The organism is Bradyrhizobium sp. USDA 4354, from assembly GCF_054060315.1.
Genome location: NZ_JBSSDC010000001.1, coordinates 7,983,718 through 8,010,184, shown reverse-complemented (window position 1 = coordinate 8,010,184; position 26,467 = coordinate 7,983,718). Strand labels below are relative to the sequence as shown.

General features: G+C 65.5%; 23 protein-coding genes. 14 read left to right on the top strand and 9 right to left on the bottom strand.

Features of this window, described 5'->3' with window-relative positions; translation table 11 throughout:
- From ACVIIV_RS37195 to ACVIIV_RS37185, 3 genes are all read left to right on the top strand, one after another.
- Window positions 1-1,210 (top strand): FAD-binding oxidoreductase (locus ACVIIV_RS37195; protein WP_456748638.1); only part of this gene is annotated, 1,210 nt, incomplete at its 5' end.
- 102 nt (window positions 1,211-1,312) lie between these two features.
- Complete coding sequence (locus ACVIIV_RS37190; protein ID WP_456748637.1) at window positions 1,313-2,623, top strand: Spy/CpxP family protein refolding chaperone; 1,311 nt, start codon at window positions 1,313-1,315, stop codon at window positions 2,621-2,623.
- Between the two features lie 33 nt (window positions 2,624-2,656).
- Window positions 2,657-3,022: a hypothetical protein gene (locus ACVIIV_RS37185; protein ID WP_456748636.1), complete on the top strand. Its 366-nt coding sequence runs from the start codon at window positions 2,657-2,659 to the stop codon at window positions 3,020-3,022.
- Window positions 3,023-3,077: 55 nt separating this feature from the next.
- Here the strand turns inward: ACVIIV_RS37185 and ACVIIV_RS37180 are convergent, their stop codons facing one another.
- Both ACVIIV_RS37180 and ACVIIV_RS37175 read right to left on the bottom strand, forming a co-directional pair.
- The gene (locus tag ACVIIV_RS37180) at window positions 3,078-4,559 is read right to left on the bottom strand and encodes a caspase family protein (protein WP_456748635.1); all 1,482 of its coding nucleotides are present in this window, start codon (window positions 4,557-4,559) and stop codon (window positions 3,078-3,080) included.
- Window positions 4,560-4,695: 136 nt separating this feature from the next.
- Complete coding sequence (locus tag ACVIIV_RS37175; protein ID WP_456748634.1) at window positions 4,696-5,862, bottom strand: ABC transporter substrate-binding protein; 1,167 nt, start codon at window positions 5,860-5,862, stop codon at window positions 4,696-4,698.
- 327 nt (window positions 5,863-6,189) lie between these two features.
- On the opposite strand from ACVIIV_RS37175, the gene ACVIIV_RS37170 reads away from it, so the two are divergent.
- The 5 genes from ACVIIV_RS37170 to ACVIIV_RS37150 all read left to right on the top strand — a co-directional run bounded on the left by ACVIIV_RS37170 (window position 6,190) and on the right by ACVIIV_RS37150 (window position 11,797).
- Window positions 6,190-8,580, top strand: coding sequence for a bifunctional diguanylate cyclase/phosphodiesterase (locus ACVIIV_RS37170; protein ID WP_456748633.1), 2,391 nt, complete (start codon window positions 6,190-6,192; stop codon window positions 8,578-8,580).
- Window positions 8,581-8,668: 88 nt separating this feature from the next.
- On the top strand, window positions 8,669-9,964 hold the full coding sequence (locus ACVIIV_RS37165) for an MFS transporter (RefSeq protein ID WP_456748632.1): 1,296 nt from the start codon (window positions 8,669-8,671) through the stop codon (window positions 9,962-9,964).
- A 177-nt stretch (window positions 9,965-10,141) separates the two neighbouring features.
- Entirely contained in the window at window positions 10,142-10,744 is a 603-nt protein-coding gene (locus ACVIIV_RS37160; RefSeq protein ID WP_456748631.1) for a PAS domain S-box protein, read from the top strand.
- Window positions 10,719-10,967, top strand: coding sequence for a PAS domain S-box protein (locus ACVIIV_RS37155; RefSeq protein ID WP_456748630.1), 249 nt, complete (start codon window positions 10,719-10,721; stop codon window positions 10,965-10,967). The genes ACVIIV_RS37160 and ACVIIV_RS37155 overlap by 26 nt, the downstream gene beginning before the upstream one ends.
- Before the next feature lie 59 nt (window positions 10,968-11,026).
- Window positions 11,027-11,797: a putative bifunctional diguanylate cyclase/phosphodiesterase gene (locus ACVIIV_RS37150; protein ID WP_456748924.1), complete on the top strand. Its 771-nt coding sequence runs from the start codon at window positions 11,027-11,029 to the stop codon at window positions 11,795-11,797.
- 591 nt (window positions 11,798-12,388) lie between these two features.
- On the opposite strand, the gene ACVIIV_RS37145 is transcribed toward ACVIIV_RS37150, so the two are convergent.
- The 3 genes from ACVIIV_RS37145 to ACVIIV_RS37135 form a co-directional block, all read right to left on the bottom strand.
- On the bottom strand, window positions 12,389-12,610 hold the full coding sequence (locus ACVIIV_RS37145; RefSeq protein WP_456748629.1) for a hypothetical protein: 222 nt from the start codon (window positions 12,608-12,610) through the stop codon (window positions 12,389-12,391).
- Between the two features lie 51 nt (window positions 12,611-12,661).
- Entirely contained in the window at window positions 12,662-12,904 is a 243-nt protein-coding gene (locus tag ACVIIV_RS37140) for a transcriptional regulator (RefSeq protein ID WP_456748628.1), read from the bottom strand.
- Between the two features lie 96 nt (window positions 12,905-13,000).
- Window positions 13,001-13,210 carry a cold-shock protein gene (locus tag ACVIIV_RS37135; protein ID WP_456748923.1) on the bottom strand — a complete coding sequence of 70 codons (210 nt, stop codon included), beginning with the start codon at window positions 13,208-13,210 and terminating at the stop codon, window positions 13,001-13,003.
- A 437-nt stretch (window positions 13,211-13,647) separates the two neighbouring features.
- Between ACVIIV_RS37135 and rpsU the strand changes: the two genes are divergently transcribed.
- Both rpsU and ACVIIV_RS37125 read left to right on the top strand, forming a co-directional pair.
- Window positions 13,648-13,923, top strand: coding sequence for a 30S ribosomal protein S21 (gene rpsU, locus ACVIIV_RS37130; protein WP_456748922.1), 276 nt, complete (start codon window positions 13,648-13,650; stop codon window positions 13,921-13,923).
- 382 nt (window positions 13,924-14,305) lie between these two features.
- Window positions 14,306-15,238: a helix-turn-helix domain-containing protein gene (locus ACVIIV_RS37125; protein WP_456748627.1), complete on the top strand. Its 933-nt coding sequence runs from the start codon at window positions 14,306-14,308 to the stop codon at window positions 15,236-15,238.
- A gap of 9 nt (window positions 15,239-15,247) precedes the next feature.
- On the opposite strand, the gene ACVIIV_RS37120 is transcribed toward ACVIIV_RS37125, so the two are convergent.
- Window positions 15,248-16,138 carry a catalase gene (locus tag ACVIIV_RS37120; protein ID WP_456748626.1) on the bottom strand — a complete coding sequence of 297 codons (891 nt, stop codon included), beginning with the start codon at window positions 16,136-16,138 and terminating at the stop codon, window positions 15,248-15,250.
- Between the two features lie 149 nt (window positions 16,139-16,287).
- Window positions 16,288-16,899 (bottom strand): TetR/AcrR family transcriptional regulator, encoded by a 612-nt coding sequence (locus tag ACVIIV_RS37115; RefSeq protein ID WP_456748625.1) that lies wholly within the window; start codon window positions 16,897-16,899, stop codon window positions 16,288-16,290.
- A 126-nt stretch (window positions 16,900-17,025) separates the two neighbouring features.
- Here ACVIIV_RS37115 and ACVIIV_RS37110 point away from each other — a divergent pair, with 126 nt between their 5' ends.
- The 4 genes from ACVIIV_RS37110 to ACVIIV_RS37095 all read left to right on the top strand — a co-directional run bounded on the left by ACVIIV_RS37110 (window position 17,026) and on the right by ACVIIV_RS37095 (window position 23,829).
- Window positions 17,026-18,255, top strand: coding sequence for a cytochrome P450 (locus ACVIIV_RS37110; RefSeq protein ID WP_456748624.1), 1,230 nt, complete (start codon window positions 17,026-17,028; stop codon window positions 18,253-18,255).
- Window positions 18,256-18,385: 130 nt separating this feature from the next.
- Complete coding sequence (locus ACVIIV_RS37105; protein WP_456748623.1) at window positions 18,386-22,015, top strand: AsmA family protein; 3,630 nt, start codon at window positions 18,386-18,388, stop codon at window positions 22,013-22,015.
- Window positions 22,016-22,421: 406 nt separating this feature from the next.
- Window positions 22,422-23,546 (top strand): DUF2336 domain-containing protein, encoded by a 1,125-nt coding sequence (locus tag ACVIIV_RS37100; RefSeq protein WP_456748622.1) that lies wholly within the window; start codon window positions 22,422-22,424, stop codon window positions 23,544-23,546.
- A 40-nt stretch (window positions 23,547-23,586) separates the two neighbouring features.
- Window positions 23,587-23,829 (top strand): hypothetical protein, encoded by a 243-nt coding sequence (locus ACVIIV_RS37095; RefSeq protein ID WP_456748621.1) that lies wholly within the window; start codon window positions 23,587-23,589, stop codon window positions 23,827-23,829.
- Between the two features lie 46 nt (window positions 23,830-23,875).
- Here the strand turns inward: ACVIIV_RS37095 and ACVIIV_RS37090 are convergent, their stop codons facing one another.
- Window positions 23,876-24,373, bottom strand: a complete 498-nt coding sequence (locus tag ACVIIV_RS37090; protein ID WP_456748620.1) for a GNAT family N-acetyltransferase — start codon at window positions 24,371-24,373, stop codon at window positions 23,876-23,878.
- A 207-nt stretch (window positions 24,374-24,580) separates the two neighbouring features.
- The gene (feoB, locus tag ACVIIV_RS37085) at window positions 24,581-26,452 is read right to left on the bottom strand and encodes a ferrous iron transporter B (protein ID WP_456748619.1); all 1,872 of its coding nucleotides are present in this window, start codon (window positions 26,450-26,452) and stop codon (window positions 24,581-24,583) included.
- Between the last annotated feature and the right edge of the window lie 15 nt (window positions 26,453-26,467).

The following is a 26,467-nucleotide window of genomic DNA, read 5'->3' as shown; positions in this document are numbered from 1 at the left end:
CTGCGCCAAGAACCGCGTGCCCGTCATCGCCTTCGGCACCGGCACCTCGCTCGAAGGCCAGGTCAACGCGCCCGCCGGCGGCATCTCGATCGACCTGCGCGACATGAACAAGGTGCTGGCGGTGCATGCCGAGGACCTCGACTGCGTGATCCAGCCCGGCGTCACCCGCAAGGCGCTGAACGAGCATCTGCGCGACCAGGGCCTGTTCTTCCCGATCGATCCCGGCGCGGATGCTTCGCTCGGCGGCATGGCCTCGACCCGCGCCTCCGGCACCAATGCGGTGCGCTACGGCACCATGCGCGACAGCGTGCTGGCGCTGAAGGTGGTGCGCGGTGACGGCGAGATCATCACCACAGGCACGCGCGCAAAGAAATCCTCGGCGGGCTATGACCTCACGCATCTCTTCGTCGGCGCCGAGGGCACGCTCGGCATCATCTCCGAGCTGACCATTCGCCTGCGCGGCATTCCCGAGACCATCGCGGCGGGCGCGGTGTCGTTCGAGACCGTGCACGGCGCCTGTCAGGCCGTGATCCTGGCGATCCAGACCGGCATTCCCGTCGCGCGCATCGAGCTGCTCAATGCCGCGCAGGTGAAGGCCTGCAACGCGTACTCGAAGCTGACTCTGCCGGAGACGCCGCTGCTGCTGATGGAATTCCATGGCAGCGAGATCGAGGTCGCCGAGCAGTCGAAGGCCTTCGGCGACATCGCGAAGGACTGCGGCGGCGGCGATTTCTCCTGGACCACCAAGCCGGAGGACCGTACCAAGCTGTGGCAGGCGCGGCACGACGCCTATTGGTCGGTGAAGGCGTTGCGGCCCGGCGACAGCATCGGCGTGGTCGCGACCGACGTCTGCGTGCCGATCTCGCGCCTTGCCGACTGCGTCAGCGAGACCGAGGAGGACCTCAAGCGCCTCAATTTGTTGTCGCCGATCGTCGGGCATGTCGGCGACGGCAATTTCCACTGCTCGCTGGTGTGCGACACCAACGATGCCGACGAGATGGCGCGCGGCGAGGAGTTCATGCATCGCCTGGTCGAGCGTGCCCAGGCAATGGACGGCACCTGCACCGGCGAGCACGGCATCGGACAGGGCAAGCAGAAATATCTCAAGGCCGAGCTCGGCCCCGAGGCACTGGACGCGATGCGGGCGCTGAAGAAGGCGCTCGATCCGCTCAACATCTTCAACCCCGGCAAGATCGTGCCGGAGGCCTAAGGCCTGCGCAGCCGGGAATCGGGAACTTTAGGCAACGTTACCGGTTCCAATTCCCGCCAAGTTCCGATGCCTCAATGGCAGGGCTGTGCGCGGGAGGATGTGATGGTGCGACCGGTCATTGGAATTGCCGCAGTGGCCTTTGCCTGCATGCTGGCGGGTGCGGCGCTGGCGAAGGGCGGACATGGCGGTGGACATGGCGGTGGACATGGCGGCGGCCATGGAGGCGGGCACGGCGGCGGTCATCACGGCGGCGGCCATTTCCGTGGGCACGGCGGCGGGCATGCGCACGGCGGCGGGCATCATCGCGGCATGCGGTTCACAACCGGTGCCCGGCGTGGCGGTCCGAACTTCGGTCAGATCCGCAATGCCGCGATCCGGCCGGCGAACTTCCGCAATGCCCTGAACGCCAGTGCGTTCCGCAACGGCCGGCTGATCAGCAATCCGGCGGCCCGCGCGCAGCTTGCCGCCGCAGCCGCACTCGCCGGCTGGAGCGGCGCAAGCAGCGGATGGTGGCAGCATGCGGGCGGCGGCTATGGCTGGGTCGGACCGCTGTTCTGGCCGTTCGCCTATAACGACCTCTACGATTACGCGATCTGGGGCGACGGCCTCGGCTTCTGGGGCTACGGCTATCCGGACATCTATGCCGGCATTTTCGGCCCCTACGGTTATGATCGCCTGTCGGCCTATCTGCCGCAGCAGCCGCAGGGACGACGGCGGGCGCGCAGCGCGCCGCTCGATCAGCTCTGCGGCAGCGATCGCCGTGCCATCGTCGGTCTGCCGATCGATCAGATTGCGGCCGCGGTGCAGCCGAGCGATGCGCAAGGCGCCGCTCTCGATGCGCTCGGCAACGCCTCGATCGACGCGGCAGCGTTGATCCGCGCGTCCTGTCCGACCCAGGCTGCAGCGACAGCGCCCGGCCGGCTCGCGGCGATGCAGCAGCGTGTCGAGGCGATGCAGAAGGCGGTCGATCTGGTCCAGCCCGCGCTCGACAATTTCTATGGTTCGCTTAACGACGAGCAGAAGGCGCGTTTCAACGCGCTGGCCGACGATCAGCGTCGTGCCGCGGTATCGAACAATGCGGGCGGATCGTCGGTGCAGACTTGCGGCACGTCTGCCGCGTTCGATTGGCCCGGCGCCACGATCGAGGAAAGACTTCGCCCCAACGACACCCAGCGCGCGGCGCTCCAGGTGCTTCAGGACACCAGCGCCAAGGTCAGCGCATCGCTCAAGGCGGCCTGCGAGCCCAATGAGGTGATGACGCCGCCGGCCCGCATGGCCGCGATCCGCAAGCGCCTTGACGTGATGCTGGAGGGGGTCAAGTCGGTCCGGGCGGCGCTCGATGATTTCTACGCCACGCTGAACGACGAGCAGAAGGCGCAGTTCGAGGCGATCGGCCCGCGCCGCATGTCCTGAACGCCGCGAGCAATCGAAGACTAGGGTGGGGCAATGAAGTGGTTTGCGAGGCGAGAGCCGTCAGACGTCTGGGACGAGCCAATCAGGGGGCCGCTCGGCGATATCGAGGCAGCCGACCGGATTCGCAACATCTGCCAGGCTGCACGGGCGATCGCCGAGGCTGCCGCAGCTTCAGCGCAGAACAGCACGCGCGAGCGCTATGAACGGGCGGCCCGCGTCGCGATGGAAATCGCGATGAAGATCGCCGACGACCTGATGCGCGACGATGCGGTGCGCCGCATCGTCGATCTCTGCATGAAGGCTGAGGACATCAAGACCGCACAGATATTGTCGCGTGCAATCCAGGCAGGCTGGATACGCGAAGCCGTGCTCCGGGACTACCCGGCCCTGTCGCAGTAAATCTGCGCTCGCGCGATTGGCGCGAGCGCAGATGCGGTGTTTGTGCTGGACCGGCTCAGTATCTGCGGTAGTCGCCGCGATAATGGTCTCCGCCGCGGCCGCCCATTCCCATGCCGAGGCCGATACCAACGCCGATGCCGATGCCTTGCATGACAGCCTCGGGCGGCGGGCCGCGATCCGGCGGCGGCGCGCGCTCATAGACCACTTGGTCGGACGGCGGTCGTCGCTTGGGCGGCGTCTCGACCAGCTTGCGCTTCGGCGAGGTCTCGTCGACGCGCTTCTTGATGACGGGCGGGACCGAGGGGTTGACCGGTGTTGCCGGTGTCGCGGGCGCCGAGCACGGGCAGGTCGGAGCCATCGCGACGGCGACGGGCGTCGCCGCAGCGGCCACGGGCAAGGCATAGTTGCGGTTCTGCACGCGCAGCAGCAGTCGGCGCGCGGTCGCCGCCAGATCGCTGTTGTCCCAATTGGCAAGATAAGCCTCGAACGAGGCGCGGGTGTTGATCGCGGTCGCGCGCTCCCACGCCAGCATCTGGCGCCGGCGCTCCAGCACCGTGCGCAGGCGCGGCGTGCGGGTGTCCTGCGCATATAGCTCGATATAGGCCTGATACGCCTCGACGGTGTCCTCAGTGATCACGAGCTCGTACGCAGTCTTGGGATCCTTGCCCTGCAAATCCTTGCGCCAGTCCGCGACGCTGCGCGTGCCGCCGGCGAGCGCCATCGCGGATGCGCCGGGAATGGCAGGCTGACTGCCGCTGCTCTCGCCGAAGAACTTGAAGTCGGTGGTCAGTGACGAGCTCTCCCAGGGGATCTGCCGCCCGTCGGTCGATTGCGCCACGGCGACGCGGATGCGCTTGAACACTTCCTCGATCGGCAGATTGGGCTGCTTGGCGATGGTCAGCGCGGCGGTCGTGTAGGGGCTGTCGATGCCGTTGCCGTCCTCGGCCTCGGCGCCGGGTGAGGTCGAATAGGAGATGAAGGAGCCGGGCGCGCCGGCCTTGGTGTCGACGATCGCAAGCCCGTGACCGGCGCCGCTGAGCGCGGGGAACGGATTGTTGCGGCAGGCGTCGAGCATGAAGATGCGCGCCCGCGTCGGCAGCGCGCCGAGCGTGTTGAGCATGTCGTTCAGCCGCACGCCCTGCAGCGGAATGTCGGCCTCGCGCTTGGGGTCGAGATCGACGGGAACGAGATAATTCTCGCCGTCGATCTGCAGGCCGTGCCCGGCATAGAACACCAAGGCGACGGTGTCGGCACCGGCGGCGCTGACCTTGCCGGCGAAATCCGAGATCACCGCGCGCATCTCGGTCTGCGCCAGGTTGGCGGCCGTGGTGACGGTGAAGCCGGCGCTGCCGAGCAGCTCCGTCATGCCCTTGGCGTCGTTGGCGGCGTTGGGCAGCTCCGGCACGGTGCGATAGGCCGATTGGCCGATCACCAGTGCAAGCCGCGCTTCCGCGGCGGCCTCCGTGGGTGTCATCATTTGGGCGAGTGCGAGAAGACTGGACGCAAGGAACAAATTGCAAAGGACTGGACGGCGCATGATGTCACCTCCATCGGCAATGCGCGCGATGATGTCACTTTTTCTACGTCTGCGCCATGAGGCCGTCTGTGCTCTGGATCACGCTGCGGCAAAATGGGGCAGGCCCCGTCAATGCCCAGCGCCCGGTACGGCGGTCCTACAGCCGGTCCACCGCCTTGAACGTCCCGTCCTTCTGGATCACCGTCAAGAACACATCCGGCGGCGTGTCGAGCATGCGCGTGCCGACGGTGACGGTGCTGCCGCTGATGTCGAAACGGCCGATATCGTTGATGGTGCGCAGCAGGCTCGCGCGCGTCGGCTTCGGTCCGGCCTTTTCCAGCGCCGCGGCCGCGAGACAGCCGGAGAGATAGCCCTCCAGCGACACGAAGTCCGGTGTCAATGTCGGATCGAACGCCGTCTGCGCCGCCTGGTAGTCGGCGACAAGCTTGAGCGAGCGGTCCCAGGGAAACGGCACGACCTGCGAGACGACGACGCCTTCGCCCTCAGGGCCGAGCTCGGTGGCGAGCGCATTGGCGCCGACGAAGGAGATGTTGACGAAGGTCGGATAGAAGCCGCTGCGATGCGCGAGCTTGATGAACTCAGCACAGGGCCCGTAGGTCCCGACCATCACGATGGCCTCAGGTTCGGCGCGCTTGATCATCCGCCAGGCCGCGGCGACCGCGCGGGTGTTGCGCTCGAAAGTGCCTTCGGCGGCGAGCTCGAGGCCGCGCCTGGCGAGCGCGCGCTTCACGCCAAGGAGACCGTCGCGGCCGAAGGAATCATCCTGGTAGAAGATGCCGATGCGGGTGAACTTGCGATCCTCGGTGAGATGCTTGATCCAGGTCTCCGCCTCCGCGCCGTAGCTCGCGCGGATGTTGACGACGTTCGGAAGTTCGAGGTCGCGCAGGAATTCGGCTCCGGTGAAGGGGCCGATGAAAGGAATGTTCTTGGCACTGGTGATCGGAATCGTCGCCATGGCGGTCGGCGTGCCCACCGCGCCGATCAGCGCGAACACCTTGTCGTCCTCGATCAGGCGGAGCGTCTGCACCACGGAACGGTCGGGGTCGTAGCCGTCGTCGCGGCTGATGAGCTGGAGCTTGCGGCCGTGGACGCCGCCCTTGGCGTTGATCTCGGTGAACGCCGCGACGATGCCCTGCCGCATGCGTTGTCCGAGCGCGGAGGAGGGGCCTTCCAGCGCGGCGGCCTGGCCGAACAGAATCGCATCCTCGCTGACGCCGGGCTCCTCGCCGCTGGCCGCGAGCGTGGTCGCGGCCAGGAGCACGATGGTCAGGACGACGGATCTCGCTGCTCGAAATCGATACATCGGGAGGTTTTGCCGGATAGTTGGAAGAAATCTCAAGCAACATATCCTCGCGAGCCTGAACAGCTCGCTAAGCGGCACTGTGTCGAAGGGCCGTAGAGCACCGGGTAATTCCGGCAACTTGTTTCCACAATGCCGGCTCGTTCGCAGACTCCATTAACTAATTTCCGCATTGCAAAACGATCGGGTTCCGAAATTGTGCAGTTCTTAACCGCAGTCTTGTTCCGATAGCGGCGCCGGCACCTCAACCAGAGGTTCGGTTCGTTGCGGATAGGGGACGGCGGCTTCGAGATGGGCGGTCGCGATCAGAACGATCAGGATCGGAAGCGCATGACCGGATGGTGGCGTGCCGCGCCGCTGCTCGGGCTCTTTCGCCCTGCGCTCGTCGCCGTCGGCGTCGGCCTTCTGTTCTCGATCATGGGCGCTGCCGCCGTGGGGCGATGGGAAGATCGCGTCACCCGGATCGAGTTCGAGAACGCGGCCGAAACCCAGGCGATCGTCATGCAGAACGGCATGAACGAGTACATCTCGCGGCTTCTCGCGTTGCGCACGCTGTTCGAATCGACCAGCGACGAAGTCACCCGCAGCGAATTCGAGACCTTCAGCGCCCGCCTGTTCGAGCGCCATCCCGGCATGCTACGCATTGCCTGGTTGCCGCGCGTCAACCGCAAGGAGCGCGCGGAATACGAGACCGCCGCGATCAGGGACGGCCTGTCCAGCTATCGCATCAAGTCGCTCCAGGGCGAGAATTTCGTCATCGCGCCGCAGAGCGACGAATATTTTCCGGTGTTCTACTCGACTCAGCCGAAGACCTCGTCGGTCTATGGCATGGACTATGCGACAGTTCCGGAGCGCCGGGCGGTGCTGGAGCGCGCGCGCGACAACGATCGCGTCGCGGCCATCCGCACGCGCCTGTTCGAGCCGAAGGAGGGCGGCCGGCCGCCCGACGTCCTCGTCGCCATTCCCGTCTACGCCAAGGGAACCTCGCGCGAGGAGATCGCGGACCGGCGCCGCAATCTCGCCGGTTTCGTGGTCGGCATCTTCGACCTGCCGCTGCTGATCCAGTCCATTCGCGTGACCACCGGAGCCAGCCCCGCGGTCAGCATGAACGTCTTCCCGCCCTTCACGGCGCAGATCGTCAGCCTGGAGGAAATGCTGCCGGATTATTCGTCGGCCGCCACGGCGCTACGGTCGATGCGCGACATCGCACGGGTCCTGCACTGGTCGGGCAGTCTCAGGATCGGCGATACCGATTGGCAGGTGCGGGCGGTTCCTACCGCCGGCGGTCCGCTGGCGACGACTTACGATCGCGCGGTCGCGGTCCTCGTCGTCGGCATGCTGCTGACGCTGTCGCTGTCGACCTATCTGATGCTCGCGAGCCGCAATTCGCGGCGTCTGTCGCTGGCAAACCGGCGGGTGCTCGAGCTTGCCCAGACCGATATCCTCACCGGATTGCCGAACCGCGCCTTCTTCCTCACCCGGCTCGACGAGATGAACAGCCAGTTGAGCGTGAGGGGCCTGCCCTTCTCGATCCTGATGCTCGACCTCGACCGCTTCAAGAACGTCAACGACTCCCTCGGTCACGCAGCCGGCGATGCGCTGCTGCGCCAGGTGGCGCAGCGGCTGAAATCCGCAGTGCGCGCCAACGACGTGCTGGCGCGGCTCGGTGGCGACGAATTCGCCATCATCCAGGAAGCCGGCGAGGATCAGCGCGCCTGCTCGACCGAGCTGGCGGCGCGGATCGCCAAGCTCGTGAGCGAACCGTTCCTGCTGCCCGGACACCGCGTCGAGATCGGCACCAGCATCGGCATCGCGATCGCGCCGGATCACGGCAGCGATCAGGAGCAGCTCCTGAAGAAGGCGGATCTCGCGCTCTATCGTTCGAAATCGGCTGGCCGCAACTGCTTCACCATCTACGACGAGGCGATGTCGGCCGAGCTGGAGGCCCGCAACACGCTCGAAGGAGATCTGCGCGACGCCATCGCGCGCTGCCAGCTGGAGGTGCACTACCAGCCGTTCGTCGACGCCCTCAGCGGCGCCCGACGCGGCTTCGAGGCGTTGGTGCGCTGGCGACATCCGACGCGCGGACTGATCCCGCCGGACCAGTTCATTGCGCTCGCGGAGGAGACCGGGCTGATCGTGCCGCTCGGCGAATTCGTGCTGCGGCGCGCCTGCGCGGACGCAGCCGGCTGGCCTTCCGATCTCATGGTCGCCGTCAATTTGTCGCCGATCCAGTTCAAGGAAGCAGAGCTGTTCGAAATGATCTGCGCGGCGCTCGCCGATGCCGGCCTGCCGCCGCAGCGGCTGGAGATCGAAATCACGGAATCCGTGCTGCTGGAGCGCGCCGTCGAGAACCACGCCTTCATGGAGCGGCTCAAGCACCTCGGCGTCGAGCTCGCGCTCGACGATTTCGGCACCGGCTATTCGTCGCTCAGCTACCTGACCGCGTTTCCGTTCGACAAGATCAAGATCGACAAGTCGTTCATTCGCAACCTCACGCATCAGCCGCGCAGCTCTGCGATCATCTCCTCGATCGTGACGCTGGCGCGCGGACTGGACATGTCGGTCACCGCCGAGGGCGTCGAGACCCGCGAGGAATTCGAGCGTCTGAAGGCGCTCGGCGTCAATTTCGCGCAAGGCTATCTGTTCGGGCGGCCGCAGCCGATCGAGCGGATCCTGTTCGATGCGCCGGTCAAGTCCTCAGAGCTCGACGCCGCCTGAGTGCGCCTAAGTGGCATGCGCGAAAAGCGCTTGACCAGAGCATCCCCGGATGGTCCGAAGGATCGTCTAGGGATGAAATAAGCACAACATGCGGCTTCCGTTCTTCTACGGCTGGGTCGTGGTCGCCGTGACCTTCGTCACCATGGCCATTGGCGTCAATGCGCGCACCGCCTTTTCATTGTTCTTTCCGCCCATCATCTCCGAGTTCGGCTGGGAGCGCGGCCTCACCGCGGGCGCCTTCTCCTTCGGCTTCGTGGTGTCGGGCGTGGTCAGCCCGCTGATCGGCCGCCTGATGGATCGCGCCGGTCCGCGCGCGGTGATGGAGCTCGGGGTCGTGCTGATGGGCGGCGGGCTGCTGCTGGCACCGCTGACCAGCGCGCCCTGGCATCTCTATGTGACCATCGGCGTCATGGTCGGCGCCGGCAGCGTCTGTCTCGGCTATTCCGGCCAGTCGCTGTTCCTGCCGAACTGGTTCATCCGCAAGCGTGGCTTCGCCATCGGTATCGCCTTCGCCGGCGTCGGCATCGGCTCGGTGACGCTGCTGCCGTGGGTGCAGCACCTGATCGAGCAAACCGGGTGGCGGACCGCCTGCACCGCGATGGGCCTGCTCGTCCTGATCGTGCTGGCGCCGATCAATCTGTCGCTGCGCAAACGCCCCGAGGACATCGGCCTTCAGCCGGACGGTGATTCTGCGCCGGCCGCAGGCGCCGCAAAATCCGTCTCCAACATCGTCGATCCCGTCTGGGCCGGCACCGAATGGACGTTGCAACGCGCCGTCGCGACCGCGCGTTTCTGGTGGATCGCGCTCGGCTATTTCTGCGGCCTTTACATCTGGTACGCGGTGCAGGTGCACCAGACCAAATTCCTGCTCGACATCGGCTTCAGCCCCGGCGTTGCGGTGTGGGCACTCGGCATCGTCAGCCTGCTCGGCATTCCCGGCCAGATCGTGCTCGGGCATGTCTCGGACCGCATTGGCCGGGAGTGGGTCTGGGCGATCAGCTGCGCAGGTTTTGTTGTTTGCTTCGCCGCGCTGATCGCGCTGAAGTATCAATCGTCGTTCTGGCTGGTTTATCTCATGGTGTTCACGCAAGGCGCGCTCGGCTACGGCCTCACCTCGATCATGGGCGCGGTGGTGTTCGAGATTTTCCAGGGCAGGCACCAGGGCAGCATCTTCGGCACGATCATGCTGGCGGCCCTGGCGGGTGGTGCGGCCGGACCGTGGGTGACCGGCTTCCTCTATGATCGCGCCGGCGACTACACGCTGGCTTTCGCCGTCGCAATGGTCGTGAGCGGAATATCGGCGCTCGCGATCTGGCAGGCAGCGCCGGGCAAGGTGCGGGCCGTGGCTGGTCGGCTGAACAAGCTCAAAACGGGATCCGAATAGGTCCCGTACGCATCAAAATACCTTCGGCGTTTTCGCGAAGCGTTAAGCATGCCGCCTCTTGGCGCGGCGCGACGGAATTGCAAAAACGTCTTGGACACCATCGGAGCGTTAACTTCTCGCCGATTGCCGCATTTCCCGATGCCGCCGGTTCAGACGATGCCCGCCTCCGATCACCTTGTGACAGAAATTCCTGGCGTGCTGCGCGCCGCGCTCGAACGCGCCGACGACGGCATCGTCATCGTTGATGAGGCGCATCGCATTACCCATTTCAACCCCGCCGCGGAGCGGATCTGGAAGCTCGCCGCCGCCGAGGTGCTCGGCCGCGACGCCGCCGTTCTCACTCTCGATCGCCTTCGGGCCGGCGCGACTGCCGATTTCCGCGAGGAGATCAGCCTCGCGCGGCGCGACGGCAGCCGCATCAAGGCGATGGTGTCGGTGTCATCAGTGACGATTGGCGGCGCGACCCATCACATCGTGTTCGCACGCGACGTCACCCTTGATGCGGAGCGCCGCGTCCGGACCGGGCTGCTCCACGCCGTCGCCGACCAGACCAACCGCGTGGTGATCGTCACCGATGTCGAGCAGAACATCGTCTACGTCAATTCGGCGTTCACGGCGCTGTTCGGCTATACCCGCGAGGAGGCCGAAGGCCGCCGCGCCGGCGAGCTCGTTGCCGGTCGCCACACCGATCGCAAGGCGGTCGCCAAGCTCGTCAAGCGCCTGATGCGTGGCGGCCATCGCGGCGAGGTTCGAGGTGCTCGTCTACGACAAAGATGGTGAGGAGATCTGGGTCTCCGCCCGGATCGATGCCTTCCGCGACAGCAAGGGCCGGGTCAGGCACATCCTCGCGCTGCTCGAGGACATCACCGAGACCAAGCAGCTGCGCTCGCTTCAGCAGCTCATCACGAGCGCGCTCGCCGACGAGGTGCCGATCGGCGAGATCGCCGATCGGCTGTGCCGCCGCGTCGAGCAGATCGCGCCCGGCAGCAGCGGTTGGCGCTGATCGTGGCGCTGCGCCGCGCGGTCGCGGAGGGCGCACTGAGCCTCAGCTACTAGCCGCAGATCCGCAGCTGCGACGGCGCGATCCACGGCGTGGAAGCGCTGGCGCGCTGGCGTGATGCCGTGCTCGGCGACGTCTCGCCGGCAAAATTCATCCCGCTCGCCGAGGAATGCGGCCTGATCGAGCAGATCGGCCTCTGGTCCGTGCGCGAGGCCTGCCGGCAGATGGCGAGCTGGCGCCGCGCCGGGCTCAACATTCCCTGCGTCTCGGTGAACCTGTCGCCGATCAATTTCCGCAACGTCACGCTGGCGGCCCGGCTCAAGGACATCCTGGCCGAATACGATCTGCCGCCGCACGCGCTGATGCTGGAGATCACCGAAGGCGCGTTCATGCAGGACGGCGTCGCCGCGCTGGAGACGATGAATGCGATCCGCGAGCTCGGCGTCGGCCTCTCGGTGGATGATTTCGGCACCGGCTATTCCAGCCTCAGCCGGCTCGCGCATCTGCCGATCCGCGAACTCAAGATCGACCGCAGTTTCATGCGTGACATCGAGAAAGACGCGGGCGCGCTCGCGATCGCCACCGCGGTGGTCCGCGTCGGCCAGGGCCTCGGCATGACCGTCGTTGCCGAGGGTGTCGAGACCGAGGGCCAGCGCAGGACGCTGGCCGAGCTCGGCTGCGACATCGTTCAGGGCTCCCTCTACGCACCCGCGCTGGCTCCGGTTGCCTTCGAGCGCTGGCTGATCGAGCACTGCGCCGAGCAGGCGAGGGCGATGCTGGGGCGGCTCGACCTGGACCCCGCGGGCGGGGCTGCGGCAAAGCGGTCGGCGTAGGCGACTTTGAGCGATATTCCCGGCCGATAGGAACGCATCGGCGACCGGCGGTTTGGTCTTCGACGTCCGCCGGAGGGGCACCGCGCCATGTCCTGTTTGCAAACCGCATGGGCCCGATGAAAGGACTGGAAAGCAGCGTCACCGCCCGAGCGGCGGGCTTTCGACCTTCGCAACCGCAGCTCAAGTCCATTACGGGTGCGAATTGATCGGTCCAAGCGCAGCAAGCCGATCCGAGAATGGGCCGAGCACCAAGAAGCCGCCGACACCGGCGGACTTCGAATCACTGGAGACAGGGAGGACAAGCAATGAGACGGCATTCCCAATCGCATGCAGCGAAGGAGGCGAACAACCTCTTCAGGAAGACCGCGTCGAAGCCGGTGACCGACTACGAGAAAGCGGAACAGGATTTCCACGCAAATCGGGAGCGACTGAAGGCTGAACGGCTGGCGAGGGAGGCTGAACGACGAAGCCAGTCCGAGAGGAAGACCTAGTGTCGCAATTCTACTTTTGAGAGCGACATTCGTCTGCGAAAGAAGTTCGACGCGCCGATTGAGGCCGCCAAAAGTGCTCTCGCTCACGTGTCCGCACTGACTAGAGCATCGAAAGCACGACAATGCCGTCCTCGAGCTCCCCTGAAGCCAGGCGCGCCCGCGCCATACGCTCGAACTCCGTTCGATGCTTCTGCAGATAGCTGAAGGCCTGCTTCTGCGTGTTGAAGGTCGTGGCAAGCCGGCACATCTGCCGATTTGCGCCGGACGCGAGAAAGAAGGTGATGGTCCCTTGGTCTGGCTCGATTTTAGGCACGATCTGCACTCTCCGGCATGTGATCGGCACTTCAGATGTCGCCGGCGGCGTTGAAGACGACTATCGCGCCGGCTTCCTTGAACGCTTCCTGAACGTAGGCGCTGGCAAAGCCGCTCGAAGAGCTTCATCAGCCGCTTCCTTCGCCTCGCGTACCTCTCGGAGCCGCGCCATGTTCTTGCGAACCTCGATGGCTTGCCTTTCAACGTCTGCCAATGCCCGCGCGCCCTCTTCAGCGGCCAGGCGCTTGCGATCGGAACGCGCAATGCTTTCGGGTGACGGCTCTGCCGGTTTCTTGGTGCTCATCGTTCACCCGGATCTGCAACGGCTAAACCCGCTCAATCCCGGGATTGAGCGGGCAAAGCAACCGTTTCAGTACATCCGTGAAACGGCGCCACGATATCAAGCCAGCGAGAGGTTCTCAGCGCTGACTTTGCCTCGCATCTTGTCGGTCTTGATCTCGAAATTGACCTTTTGGCCTTCGCCGAGACCAGCAAGTCCAGCCCTTTCAACGGCGCTGATGTGAACGAACACATCGTTGCCGCCGTCGCTCGGCTGGATGAAACCGAAGCCCTTTTGGCCATTGAACCACTTGACTGTACCTGTCGCCATATTCTTCTCCAAAGCGCGCGAACGCATCCCGCGCAACAATCACGCGGCTATCTTCAACTTCGTCGATGTCATTGGAAAAGGAGCCCGCGGGCGCATTCAACAAGGCACAGCGGCTAATCGAACGAGTGCAATATATATGACTTTCGCGGATTAGCAAGGAGCGAGGCCAGTTTGTTTTCCGCGAGGCAGTTCTTCTGTTCCGATCGAAGCGCCTTGCGTGTGTCCGTCGACTTGCAAGCAGGACGTTATCGATTGACAGCGCTGCGCGACAGTGGTCACGTTGACGCCATCAAGCACTCGCTGTGACAAGCAGGTCGGCTCGTCCGAAGCCGCGACGAATGTCGCCGCTGCTATCCTCAACAATCGCAATGAAGCTCCTGCGCAATTGGCTGCGCTGCAGGACGTCTCGCATTCGCAGCCCGAGCCAGGAGGATCAATTGCACGTACTCGTCAGGGACAACAATGTTGAGCAGGCACTCCGCGTTCTCAAGAAGAAGATGCAGCGCGAGGGCGTCTTCCGGGAAATGAAGCAGCGCCGGTCCTACGAAAAGCCGTCCGAGAGAAAGACCCGCGAGAAATCCGAGGCCATTCGCCGCGCCCGCAAGCTCGCCCGGAAGCAGGCGATCAGGGAGGGATTGCTGCCAGCGCCACCGAAAAAGAAAGCTTTCGAGCGCAAGCCGCCTTTGCCGGAGATCAAAGCACGAGCGGAGTAGAAGCGATCTTGGTTCTGGATCTCATGCCATGCTGCGTCACCTGTGACGCCGCGCAGGCGGTGAAAGAGCGTCGCCGCGTACATCGCTCCTGTCGCTCAGCATGAAGCGGAGATGTGTGCAGGCGAAATGCTCCGAGGAGGCGCGCGCTTTCACAATCGCACGATACGCGGGCGACGAGTTGTCGAAGCATTCGCGCAAGCGGAATCAAAATCCGTTGAAATCTCTTGTGAAAACGTGTTGTGACAATGGATGCGGCGAGGAGTCACCCGGTTAGGGTTCCCACGCGCAAGTCTGGACCGTCGTTTGCCGATGTCGGATAATGGGCCTGATTTGGCGGTGGCGCCTCCGCTCTCCGGTCTCCTCACATGCGAGATGCATTCCCATGACACAGGCGGGCGCCTTCGCGCAGAAGCTCGAACGATTCTTGCATTTGAAGGATGCACCGCCAGCGCTGGTCACGCGTTCGCTGCGCAGCGCCGAGCTTGCCGTCACCGAAACCCGGGATGACCATCCCGTGACGCGTCTTTCCGAGTCGATGCCCGCGGAGGACGCCTATCTCGTCAGCCTCAAATTCCGCGATTTCGCCGATTGCGAGTGCTGGGAGCGCGGCCGATGCGTGGTCAAGAGCGATATCCACGCCGGCGCCACATATCTGTACGACCTGAAACGCGACCCGCGCTACGTGATCGACAAGCCCTTCCATTCTCTGTTCTTCCATCTGCCCCGTTCGGCGTTGGACGATATGGCGAGACAAGGCGGCGCGCCACGCATCGGTGAACTCGCCTACCAGCCCGGTGTCGGCCATGACGATGTGACGATCCGCCATCTCGGCGCCTCGTTCCTGGCGGCGTTGCGGCAGGCCGAAGAGGCCAACCAGCTCTTCATCGACCACATGATGCTCGCGCTCACCGCACATGTCGCGACGACCTACGGCGGATTGCGGCGCGCCGCCGAGCCGGCGCGCGGCGGCCTTGCCCCATGGCAGGTGAAGCGGGCTTGCGAAAGGCTGGAGTCTGATCTCCGCGGCAAGCTTTCGCTGGAGAAGATCGCAGCCGAGTTCGATCTCTCCGTCAGTCATTTTTCGCGCGCATTTCGCGTCTCCACCGGCCTGCCGCCGCACCAATGGCTGCTGCGCCAGCGCGTGGACACGGCCAAGCAATTGATGACGGTGCGCGACCTGTCGCTGGCGGAGATTGCGATATCGGCCGGGTTCGCCAACCAAAGCCACTTCACCCGGGTGTTCTCCTCGGTGGTCGGCATCAGCCCGGGAATGTGGCGCCGTGAGGCGCAAGGCGTGCTGGACAGCGAAACCTGAGGTTTCCGCTCAGCGCCGCCTTGTCTGGGAGATGGCGTAGGCGGCGCGCCGCGCCGCAAACATCTCGTCCGGCGGATGGCCAATGCTTTCGGCAAGATTGGCTGGATTGAACACGGCCGCGTCGCACGCCTCGCTTGATTCAGTGCCCGTTATCACGATCGTTCCGAGGCGCACCGCTTCGCGCCCATCCTCGTCGGGCCAGCGGATGGTCACGTCCATGACGGGATCGCCGGGACGGTCCAGCAGCGCGATCACGCTGAACCTGACATCGCGCGCCGCAATCCGGGCTTCGAGATCGCGCAACAAGCTGGCCGACTTGGCCGTGGCCCCGTCCGCGGCCGGCCTGCGTTCTTGGCCGACCGGCACGACCTTGAACTTGATAAACCGTGTCTCTCCCTTTGCGTTCGTTGCGGGAAAGGCGTGCACGCCCCAATAGGTCGTACGGGCAAGGCTTGCGGGCGGCGGATTTGCGGCAAGGTAACTTGCCTGACGCAGCGTTTCGGGATTGGCGGCGGAGAATGCCGCGACTTGCGCCATGTCCGGCTTGCCATCCGGTCCCGGCATATGCGCTTGCAGGAAAGCCAGCATCTGGTCGGGCGTTCTGGCGAAATGAACAGGGGCGCTCTGGGTGAGGATCTCGGAGCGCTGAAGGCCGCTGCCGAGCCGGAAGCTGAAGCCGCGCAGCGAGCACCCGTGCGTGTCGACCGCGTTCGGGCTGTCGCGGTCCGCCGAGAAGCGCGCCAGCACGCGGGAGGGCATGGTGAAGCTGCGGGACTTGGTGATCTCCTTGGCCTGATCCGAGGGGGCGTAGGTGCCGCGAACGCATCGTCCCCAGCAAAAGCTCGCCCGCGCCTTTGGCGGAAGACCGCCAACCGCCCTCAGGGCTTCGACAAGGGACATCGGCGTGGCTGCGCCGCTCGGGAACTCTGGCAGGACGGAACCCTGGATTCGAACGATGGGGCTTGTTTGTGGCGCGGCGCGGATCGAAGCGTCTTTCCCAAAGCAGACATGCCTTGCCCGATCCTGCGACAAATCTCGCAGCTCTCCCGCTAGGCCGAGGTCATTCCCGTCCTGCGCCTGAGATCCGTGATCGCGCGCAGAAAACTGTCGGCCGGCGTCGTCTCCGGATCGATCAGCCGGTGCAGGCGAAAGCCATCTTCCAGCGCGAGCACGACGGAGGCAATCCAGGGCGGGTTCAGATTGTCGTTGCGCCCGTTGCTCTTCAACGTCGCCTCGACGATGTCGGCGACCAGCTTGCGCCGCGCACGCAGGCGTTTGGCCAGCTCGGGCCGGCGCTTCTCGGCGCGCGCGACGAACAGGATCATCTCCATGTGGAGCAGGGGCGAGCGGCCGAGCGGATCCTGCCGGTTACGGTCCATCGTCTTCAAGGCCGCGATGAAATCGTCGAGATTGTCATGCTGGGCGAGGATGTCCATGTTGCGCCGGATCGACTGCTCGACATGGTCCTCGAGCATGGCGATGATCAATTCGTCCTTGCTCTTGAAGTTCGAATAGAATGCGCCGCGGGTGAAGCCCGCGGCAGCCGCGATCGCCTCGATGCTGGCGCCGCCGATGCCGTCCTCCTCGAACACGCGCGCGGCCGCCTCGAACAGTTTGTCGCGCGTGTCGTCCCTGGTCGGTCTCGTTCTCACCCTTGACATCGGCGCAGGTTAGGGCAGACTGCAACTCGATACAACAATGTATCGAGTTGATAATTTCAGGGATGGTTGCGCCAGGCAAATGGGGCAGCCTTGCGTGTGTCATGCGGCAACCGATCTGAGGTCACCATGAATGAGCACGTGCAAGGCGCCGGCGGACCGCTGTTCAACCCGCTCTCGCCGGATTTCATCCGCGATCCCTATCCGCACTATGAACGACTGCGCACCCTCGACCCGATCCATGTGACGCCGTTCGGCCAGTTCGTCACCAGCCGTCATGCCGAGGTGAGTCTCGTGATGCGTGACAAGCGCTTCGGCAAGGATTTCGTCGAACGCACCACGCGCCGCTACGGTCCGAACATCATGGAGGAGCCGGTCTTCCGGAATTTGGGCCACACGATGCTCCAGGCCGATCCGCCCGATCACACTCGCCTGCGCGGTCTCGTGGTGAAGGCCTTCACCGCCCGCCGCGTCGAGGACATGCGGCCGCGGATCCAGGAAATCGTCGATCAGACGCTCAACGCGATGATGGATCGCGGCAAGATGGACCTGATCGGGGATTTCGCCTTCCGTCTGCCGGTCACCATCATCTGCGACATGCTTGGCATCCCGGAAGAGCACCGCGAGGGATTTCACAAGGGCTCGAGCGATGGCGTGCGAATCCTGGATCCCGTCCCCTTGACGCCGGACGAAATCAAGCAGAGCAACGCGCGCAACTTGATGGCGCAGATGTACTTCCAGCAATTGTTCGAACTGCGCCGCCGCTATCCGGGAGACGACCTCACGACCCAGCTGGTGCTGGCCGAGGAAGACGGCAAGAAGCTCACCAATGAGGAATTGACCGCGAACATCATGTTGCTGTTCGTGGCCGGCCATGAGACCACCGTCAATCTGATCGGCAACGGCCTCCTGGCTCTGCACCGCAATCCGGACCAGCTCGCGCTGCTCAAGGCGCGGCCTGAGCTGATGGTGGGCGCGATCGAGGAATTCCTGCGCTACGATTCCTCGGTGCAGATGACCGGGCGCGTCACACTGGAGGATATCGACGATCTCGGCGGCGTGAAGATTCCCAAGGGCGAGACCGTGCTGTGCCTGCTCGGCTCGGCCAACCGCGATCCCGCGGTCTATCCTGATCGGCCCGACCGGCTGGACGTCACCCGGGCGAACGTCAAGCCGCTGTCGTTCGGCGGCGGCATCCATTTCTGCCTGGGCGCCCAGCTGGCGCGCATCGAGGCCGAGATTGCCATCGCCACGCTGCTGCGGCGGCTGCCGGACTTGCGCATCGATGACGCCGAAAACCCGGAATGGCGGTCGACCTTCGTGCTGCGCGGGCTGAAGCGGCTGCCGGCGAGCTGGTGAGGGGCGCGCGTTAACCTCCGCGCGCAACAGTCGCTGTGACTTCGCCACACTTCCCCCTATATAAGGGGCTGTTCCGGCGCGCCTGAGGCCCTCAGGTTCGGCCCGGGCCGGTTTGGCCGAGGGGAGACCCGTGCAGACGACGCTGCTCGGATTGGCGATTGCCTTCATCATTGCGCTGCTGGCCGCGCTGATCGGGCCTTACTACATCGACTGGAACCAGTTCAGGCCCCAGTTCGAGGCGGAGGCCGGCAAGATCATCGGCGTGCCGGTGCGGGTGGCGGGTCAGCTCGACGCGCGGCTGTTGCCGACGCCGACGCTGCGGCTGCGCTCCGTCACCTTCGGCGGCAACAACGATCTCGGCCGCCTGCGCGCCGACAAGCTCGATGTCGAGTTCAGCCTGGGCTCCCTGATGCGCGGCGAATGGCGCGCCACCGAGCTTTCGGTGGGCGGCATGGCGCTGGATCTTGGCTTGGACGCGCGCGGGCGGGTCGATTTGCCGTCCACCGCGAGCGGCACCTTCAATCTGGCGTCCCTCGCCATCGAGCGGCTGAACCTCACCGGCCGCATCGCCTTGCACGACGCCGCCAGCCGCTCCACGCTGGAATTGAACGACATCGCCTTCTCCGGCGACGTGCGCTCGCTCGCAGGCTCGGTGCGGGGCGACGGCAGCTTCACCGCGAGCGGAGTGCGCTACCCATTCCGTGTCTCCTCCGGCCCCAGCGCCGACGGCAGCGCGACCCGTCTCCACCTCAACATCGATCCCGGCGAGCGCGCCATCCTCGCCGATCTCGAAGGCGTGCTCGCCTTCGACAATCGCCAGCCGAAATTCGAGGGCGCGCTGACGTTTGCTGTGCCCGCAACCAAGAAGGCGGGCGAGGTGGGGCCGACGCCCTGGAAGCTCGCGACCAGGTTCAAGGCCGATCCGGCCGGCGCGAAATTCGACCAGATCGATGCGAGCTTCGGCACGGAGGATACCGCGCTGAAGCTCGGCGGTGTCGGCGATCTCAGGTTCGGCAGCTCGCCGCTGCTGCGCGCGGTGCTGTCGGCGCGGCAGGTCGATGCCGACAGGCTGACCGCCAGGGACGATGCCGATCCGCAGCGCGTCATGCCGGCGCTACGCGCGGGGCTGGCGGCGATCCCGCAGGTGCCGATCCCGGCGCAGATCGAGTTCAATGCCGATCAGATCATGTTTGGTGGCCGTCCGCTCCAGAACATCGCGACCGAGCTTGCGACCGACGGCAGGTCCTGGACCTTCCGGCGGCTCGAGCTGCGCGCGCCTGGCATGACGCAGCTCTCGCTCAATGGCGCGGCTCCCGGCGCCGACAGTTTCAGCGGCCGGCTCAGCGTAGAGTCCTCGGACCCCGACACGCTGGTGGCCTGGCTGCAGGGCCGCAGCGAGATCAACCGCCGCAGCACGCGGCCGCTGCGCCTCGCCGGCGACGTGACGATCGCCGCCAATCATCTCGCCATCGACAGGCTGAAGGCCGATATCGAAGGCGGCGCGGTGGAGGGCCGCATCGCCTTCGTGCAGACAGGCGCGAGCAAGGGCTCGCGGATCGATGCGGAGCTTAGGGCCGACCGGCTCGATCTCGATGCCGCCGCGAGCTTCGTGCGCGCGCTCGCAGGGCCGCAAGGCGAGTGGCCGGAGGAAGCAAAGCTCTCGCTCGATATCGGCCGCGCGATCTCCGCCAGCCAGGAGCTGCGGCCGTTCGCAGCCAGGCTCGCATACAGCCCCGCATCGCTGTCGCTGGAGCAGTTGCGCTTCGGCCAGGCCGGCGGCGTGACCACGGAGGCGAGCGGCAGCTTCGACCGCACCAACGCCACCGGCAAGCTCGCGCTGAAATCCTCCGCCAATTCGTTGCGTGAGCTCACCGCGCTGATCGAGCCGTTTGCGCCCGCGGTGCGTGCGCGCGTCGACGCCATCCCGGCGTTGCCGGGCGCGACGCGGCTGAAGCTCGATCTCAGTCTCGACAAGAGCGCCGAGCATGCCGACCGCAGCAATGCCCGCGCCGTGCTCGACCTCGACGCACCGCAGCTCAAGGCGACCGCGAAGCTGGCTGCCCAGACGCCAGTGACCGCCGTCAGCGGCATCGACATCGACCGCCTGCGCAACAGCGACTTCACGCTCGACTCCAAAGTATCAACGCCGCAGGCCGGCGCGCTGCTGGCGCTGCTCGGTCTCGATCGCATGGTGGCGGCAGGCGAGGGCGCCTCGCAGTTCGAAGGCAAGGTGACCGGCACCTGGCAGAAGCCGCTGCAATTCAGCGCAAAGCTTTCGGGCGTCCTGGATGCGGAGGCCCAGGGCAACTTTGACGGGTCGGCATCCAAGGGCAGCGCAAGCCTGCGCGTCCGCAACGTCAATCTGGCGCCGCTGTTCGGGATCAGTGCGACCGACAAATCAGCGCAGAAGGTCAGCCTGTCCGCCCGCGTCGGGCTTTCAGGCAACCGCCTGACCTTCGACGATCTCGACAGCAACGCGGCCGGCTCGCATCTGCGCGGCCATCTGACGGTGGCACTCGATCAGGACAAGAGCATCGACGGTGAAGTCGGCCTCGATACGCTCGATCTTGCGCCGGCGCTCGCGATGGCGATCGGCGCGGCGGGGCACGATTCCGGCGAGCCGCTGAGCCCCGGGCTCGTTAGCGGCTGGCGTGGCCGCATCGTCTTCCAGGCGCTGCGCGGCACATTGCCGGGCGGCATCGAGCTGCGCCCCTTCGCGGGCACCATCCGGAGTGACGGCCAGTCGCTCGCGCTCGATGCGCTCAAGGGCGGCATCGGCGGCGGGGAGATGTCTGCGAGCCTCGACGCGCGCAATGGCGCGGGCGGTCTTGCACTGAACGCGCGCGTCGAGCTCAGCAAAGTCGAGGCGGCGGCGCTGCGCTATCGCGACCTCGCGCTGCCCAAGGGGCGGGCTTCGGTGCAGATGGCGCTGACCAGCCAGGGCCGCAGCGTCGCGGCCTTGACCGGCGCGCTCGCCGGCAACGGCACGGTGACGCTCGAGTCAGCCGAGATCGCCGGCCTTAATCCCCGCGCGTTCGAGATCGCCATCCGCGCCAGCGACGGCGGCCAGGTCAATGACGACAACCGGCTGCGGCAGCTCGTCGAGCCCGCGCTGGCGGCGGGTCCCATTGCGGTGGCCTCGGCGCAGATCCCGTTCACGATCCGCGACGGTCGCCTGCGCGTCGGCGCAACGCCGCTGGAAGCGAAGAACGCCCGCGCCATCGTCTCCGGCGGCTACGACATTCCCGCCGACCAGGCCGACATCCGCGCCAGCCTGACGCCGATCATGACCGGGCTCTCCGGCGCCCCGCCGGAGATCCAGCTGTTCGCGGCAGGCCCTCCCGACAGGCTGAGCCGCACCATCGACCTCGCGCCGCTGTCGTCATGGCTTGCGGTGCGCACGATCGATCGCGAGACGCGACGGTTAGACGCCATCGAGCGCGGCGAGCCGCCGCCGGCAACGGCCGCGCTTCCGACGCTGGTCTCGCCCGATCCGGAGCCGCCGCTGCTCGATGTGCCGCTGCCCGGCCGTGATCCGCGCCGCGCGCCGGCAAAGCCGAAGGTCGAGAAGGCCGCGCCGACGCCGAAGGCGCCGCAAGCAGCTCCCGCCGCGCCAAGCCCTCCACTCACAAGCCCGCCGCTCGCAAGCCAGCAGGCCGCGCCGCTGCCGCCGCCGATCGACGTGAAGCCCGCCCCCGGCCCGCCGCCTCCCAAGCCCAGGCCGAAGCCGCCGCTGGTGCTGACGCCGCAGAATCCGTAGGGCGAACTTGGACTGGAGAGATCTGTCCGCGGGCTCCCTGCACCTCTCCCGCTTGCGGGAGAGGTCGGCATAGGCGGCCTCTGGCCGCCGTTCTGTAAGACGCCGATGCTTCGCATCGGCTATGGCGCCGGGTGAGGGTTCTCTCCATGTAGGGAATCTCTCTGTTGAGACAGCCCTCTCCCCAACCCGCTCCCGCAAGCGGGAGAGGGCGCGCACCGTCTTCCTTCTCCCGCAGTAAACCCATTCCCTCGCATTTTACTGAATTTTCGTCGGCAAAACTGATTTGCCGATTTTACTGAATTCTCGCGTTTCATCTCTAGCGTCGGTCCCCAGAGGAATTTGGCGTCTGGCCGCAAGCTGCGCGGCACGGTTCGCCAAAGGGCTACCAAGAACTGGGGTGATCGAGATGAACGGGGCGAAATCGCTTCTACAGGATCTGGACGACGCGATCGCGCGCGGCACGGACGAAAGCAGGGCGAAAGCGTTGTGGCATGCGACCGATATTCTGATCACCGGCCGCTACAGCGACGATGAGATCAGCATGTTCGGCGAGGTCATCGGCCGGCTCGCCGATGAGATCGAGGTTGCTGCGCGCGCGCAGCTCTCTGAAGTCATGTCGGCGTGCGATCATGCCCCGCTCAATGTGATCGAGAAGCTCGCCCTCGACGATGAGATCGAGGTCGCAGGCCCTGTGCTGCGCGACTCCAATCGCATCGACGAGAAGATGCTGGTCGAGAGCGCCATGACCAAGGGCCAGGCGCATCTGCTCGCGATTTCCCAGCGCCAGTCGCTCGGCGAAGCGGTGACCGACGTGCTGGTCAAGCGCGGCAACCAGGAGGTCGTGACGTCGGTGGCCAAGAACGAGGGCGCGCGCTTCTCCGGATCTGGCCTGTTGCACATGGTCCGCCGCGCCGAGGGCGATTCGATTCTCGCCGAGCAGCTCGGCCTGCGCAAGGACGTGCCGCGCCACATCTTCCAGCAGCTGATCGCGAAGGCGTCGGAAGACGTCCGCCGCCGGCTCGAGACCGAGCGGCCCGAGATGATGGCGCAGATCCAGAGCTCGGTGACCGAGGTCACCGGCGATCTCCAGTCCAAGTTCGGCCCGTCCTCGCGCAGCTATTTCGTCGCCAAGCGCGTGGTGACGACGCAGTACCGGCAGGGCAACCTCAATCAGGACTCCATCTCGAACTATGCGCGCCAGCACCGCTTCGACGAGGTGCAGATCGGCCTGTCGCTGCTCTCGTCACTGCCTGTCGACGTGATCGAGCGCGCGCTGATGGATCGCAACCGCGAGATGATCCTGGTCTTGTGCAAGGCGCTCGACTTCTCCTGGGACACGACGATGTCGCTCCTGTTCCTCGGCGCCAAGGATCATCTGATCACGGCGCGCGACCTCCAGGACAACGAGCGCGAGTTCGGCCGGCTCAAGATCGAGACCTCGCGCAGCATCTTGAAGTTCTACCAGTCGCGCAAGAACAGCGCGGGTGCCGAAACCGCTACGGGCCGTCAGCCCGAGCTCCAAATACACTGAGCGGGTTCACTCAGCGGGAATCGAGAGGGGAGTATCTGCAATGTTGCCTCAATTCGGCACCGCCGTTCGCAAGAAGAATCTCAGCAATGCCGTCACCGCCGATCTTCCCGGCGCAGCGCCGGACAAGGCCTCGGTGGACGCCGCCTGGCTGGTGCTGGAAGCCGCCAACGACCTCGGCGACCACGCCGCGGTGGACGCCTGCCGCCGCGTCATCGACGCCGAGCTGAACGGCACGGTGGCCCGCAGCGCGGATGTAGATCTCGTGCTGGGGTATTTCAGGTGAGCCTCGACCGTAGCGTCTCTAGCGGCTGCTTCTACGCCGTCGTTGCTCACCGTCTGATGCGGTAGATCGCGACGTCTTCGCCGTGACGTATCGTGCTCCGCCCGAGGAGATAGTTTGATCTCTCCAGCACGCGGCGGGATGCACCATTCGCGACATTCACGATGCCGATCAGGGACGGCAGCGCGAGCTGTGACAGCCCGATGTCCGTCAGCGCAGTCGCGATCTCGCTTGCAAATCCCTGGCCCCAGAATTCGCGTTGGAACGCGTAGGCAATCTCGACCTCGTCGACATCATCCACGAGAATGTGCCGGATGCCCGCACGTCCCGCGAAGGCCCCATCTTTCGTTCGCAGCGTCCAGAGTCCGAAGCCGTGCTGGTCCCAATGGGCCATGTTGGTGGCGAGATAGGCCTTCGTGACCTCGGGCGTCCGCACCCCGCCGAGATAACGGGAGACCTCGGCATCGCGATGCAATGCAACGAGATCGGCGAGGTGGTCCTCGCGTAGCCGTTCGGCCGTCAGTCTGTCGGTGCTGAAATGGTTCATGGAGACAGATCGCCGCTTCCGTGGCGTGTCGTCATTCATGCTGCTATCGCTGCGGGCTGATGATGACATCATGCCCCTGTTTTGCCCGACGGGTCAACGGGGCAGAGTTCGTAGCCCCGATGATCTTTGCACTCGCGTAAGCCGTTGATTTCACAACCCCCGTCTACTGTGCATGGGGTTGTTTTCGCGTTTTCGATTTGGCGAGGGCTATCCCGCCCCCAGCGCGACGGCGACGTTGTACGTCACGAGGCTCGCCGCATAGGCCAGCACCAGCATGTAGGCGAAGGTCACGCCCATCCATCGCCAGCTTCCGGTCTCGCGCCGGATCACGGCGAGCGTCGAGGCGCATTGCGGGGCGAAGATGTACCAGGCCAGCATCGACAGCGCGGTTGCGAGCGACCATTTCGTCGCCAGCACCTGTCCGATCTGCTCGGCCGCTTCCTTGCCGCCTTCGATCGCGTAGACGGTGCCGAGGGCTGCGACCGCGACCTCGCGCGCCGCCATACCGGGGATCAGCGCCACTGCGATCTGCCAGTTGAACCCGACCGGCGCGAGCAGCGGCTCGAGCGCCTTGCCGATCATCGCCGCCAGGCTGAAGTCGATGGCAGGCTCGGTGCTGCCTGCCGGCGGCTGCGGGAACGAGGCCAGGAACCAGATCAGCACCATCATCGAGAAGATCGTGGTGCCGGCGCGCTGCAAGAACATCTTGGCGCGGGTGTAGATGCCGATCGCGATCGACTTCAGCCGCGGCATCTTGTAGTCCGGCAGCTCCAGCATGAACGGCGCCGGCGCAAAGTCGCGCAGCATGAAGAACTTGATCAGGAACGAGACGACGAGCGCACTGGTGATGCCGGCCGCATAGAGGCCGAACATCACGAGGCCCTGGAGGTTGATGAAGCCCCAGACATCCCTGGCCGGAATGAAGGCGGAGATGATCAGCGTGTAGACCGGAATGCGCGCCGAGCAGGTCATCAGCGGCGCGATCAGGATCGTGGTCAGCCGGTCGCGCTTGTTGTCGATCACGCGCGTCGCCATGATGCCGGGAATGGCGCAGGCGAAGCTCGACAGCAACGGAATGAAGGCGCGGCCGTGCAGCCCAGCGCCGCCCATGATGCGGTCCATCAGGAACGCGGCGCGGGCCATGTAGCCGAAATCTTCCAGGAGCAGGATGAACAGGAAGATGATGATGATCTGCGGCAGGAACACGATCACGCTGCCGACGCCCGAGATCACGCCGTTCTGAAGGAAGCTCTGCAGGAGGCCGGCGGGCAGGGTGTTGTGGACGAGCTCGCCCAGCGCATCGAAGCCGGAGTTGAGCAGCTCCATCAGCGGCTGCGCCCAGGCGAACACCGCCTGGAACATCACGAACAGGATCAGCGCGAGCACGATGAGGCCGCCGACCGGATGCAGCACGATCGCGTCGATCCGCGCGGTCCAGGTATCGGGGCGAGCAGGCAGGCTGACGCAGTCGGCGATGATGCGGTCGGCCTCGCGCTGGGTCGCGCGCAATTCGCTGACGCTGAGTGCGCGCCAGCTGTTCTCCTGTGGCTCAGTGGCAAGCTTGACCGAGATCTCGTCGGTCAGAGTCAGCAGGTCGGCTGTGCCGCCCTTGCGCACCGCGATCGAGGTGACCACGGGCACGCCGAGCTCCTTGGCGAGCCGCTCGACGTCGACGGTGATACCGCGGCGGCTCGCGATGTCGAACATGTTGAGCACGAGGATCATCGGCCGTCCGGTGCGCTTGAGTTCGAGCAGCAGGCGGATGGTCAGGCGCAGATTGGTGGAATCGGCGACGCACAGCACGAGATCGGGCACGATCTCGCCAGTAGCCTTGCCGAGCACGAAGTCGCGGGTGATCTCCTCGTCCGGGCTGCGGCCGCGCAGCGAATAGGTGCCGGGCAGGTCGACCACCGAGACCTGGCGTCCCAAGGGGGTGACGAAGAAGCCTTCCTTGCGCTCGACGGTGACACCGGGATAGTTCGCGACCTTCTGCCGGCTGCCGGTCAGGGCGTTGAATAGCGAGGTCTTGCCGCTGTTTGGCGTACCCACCAGGGCGAGATGCAGCAGGGGTGGTTCCATGTGATCAAGGGCCCG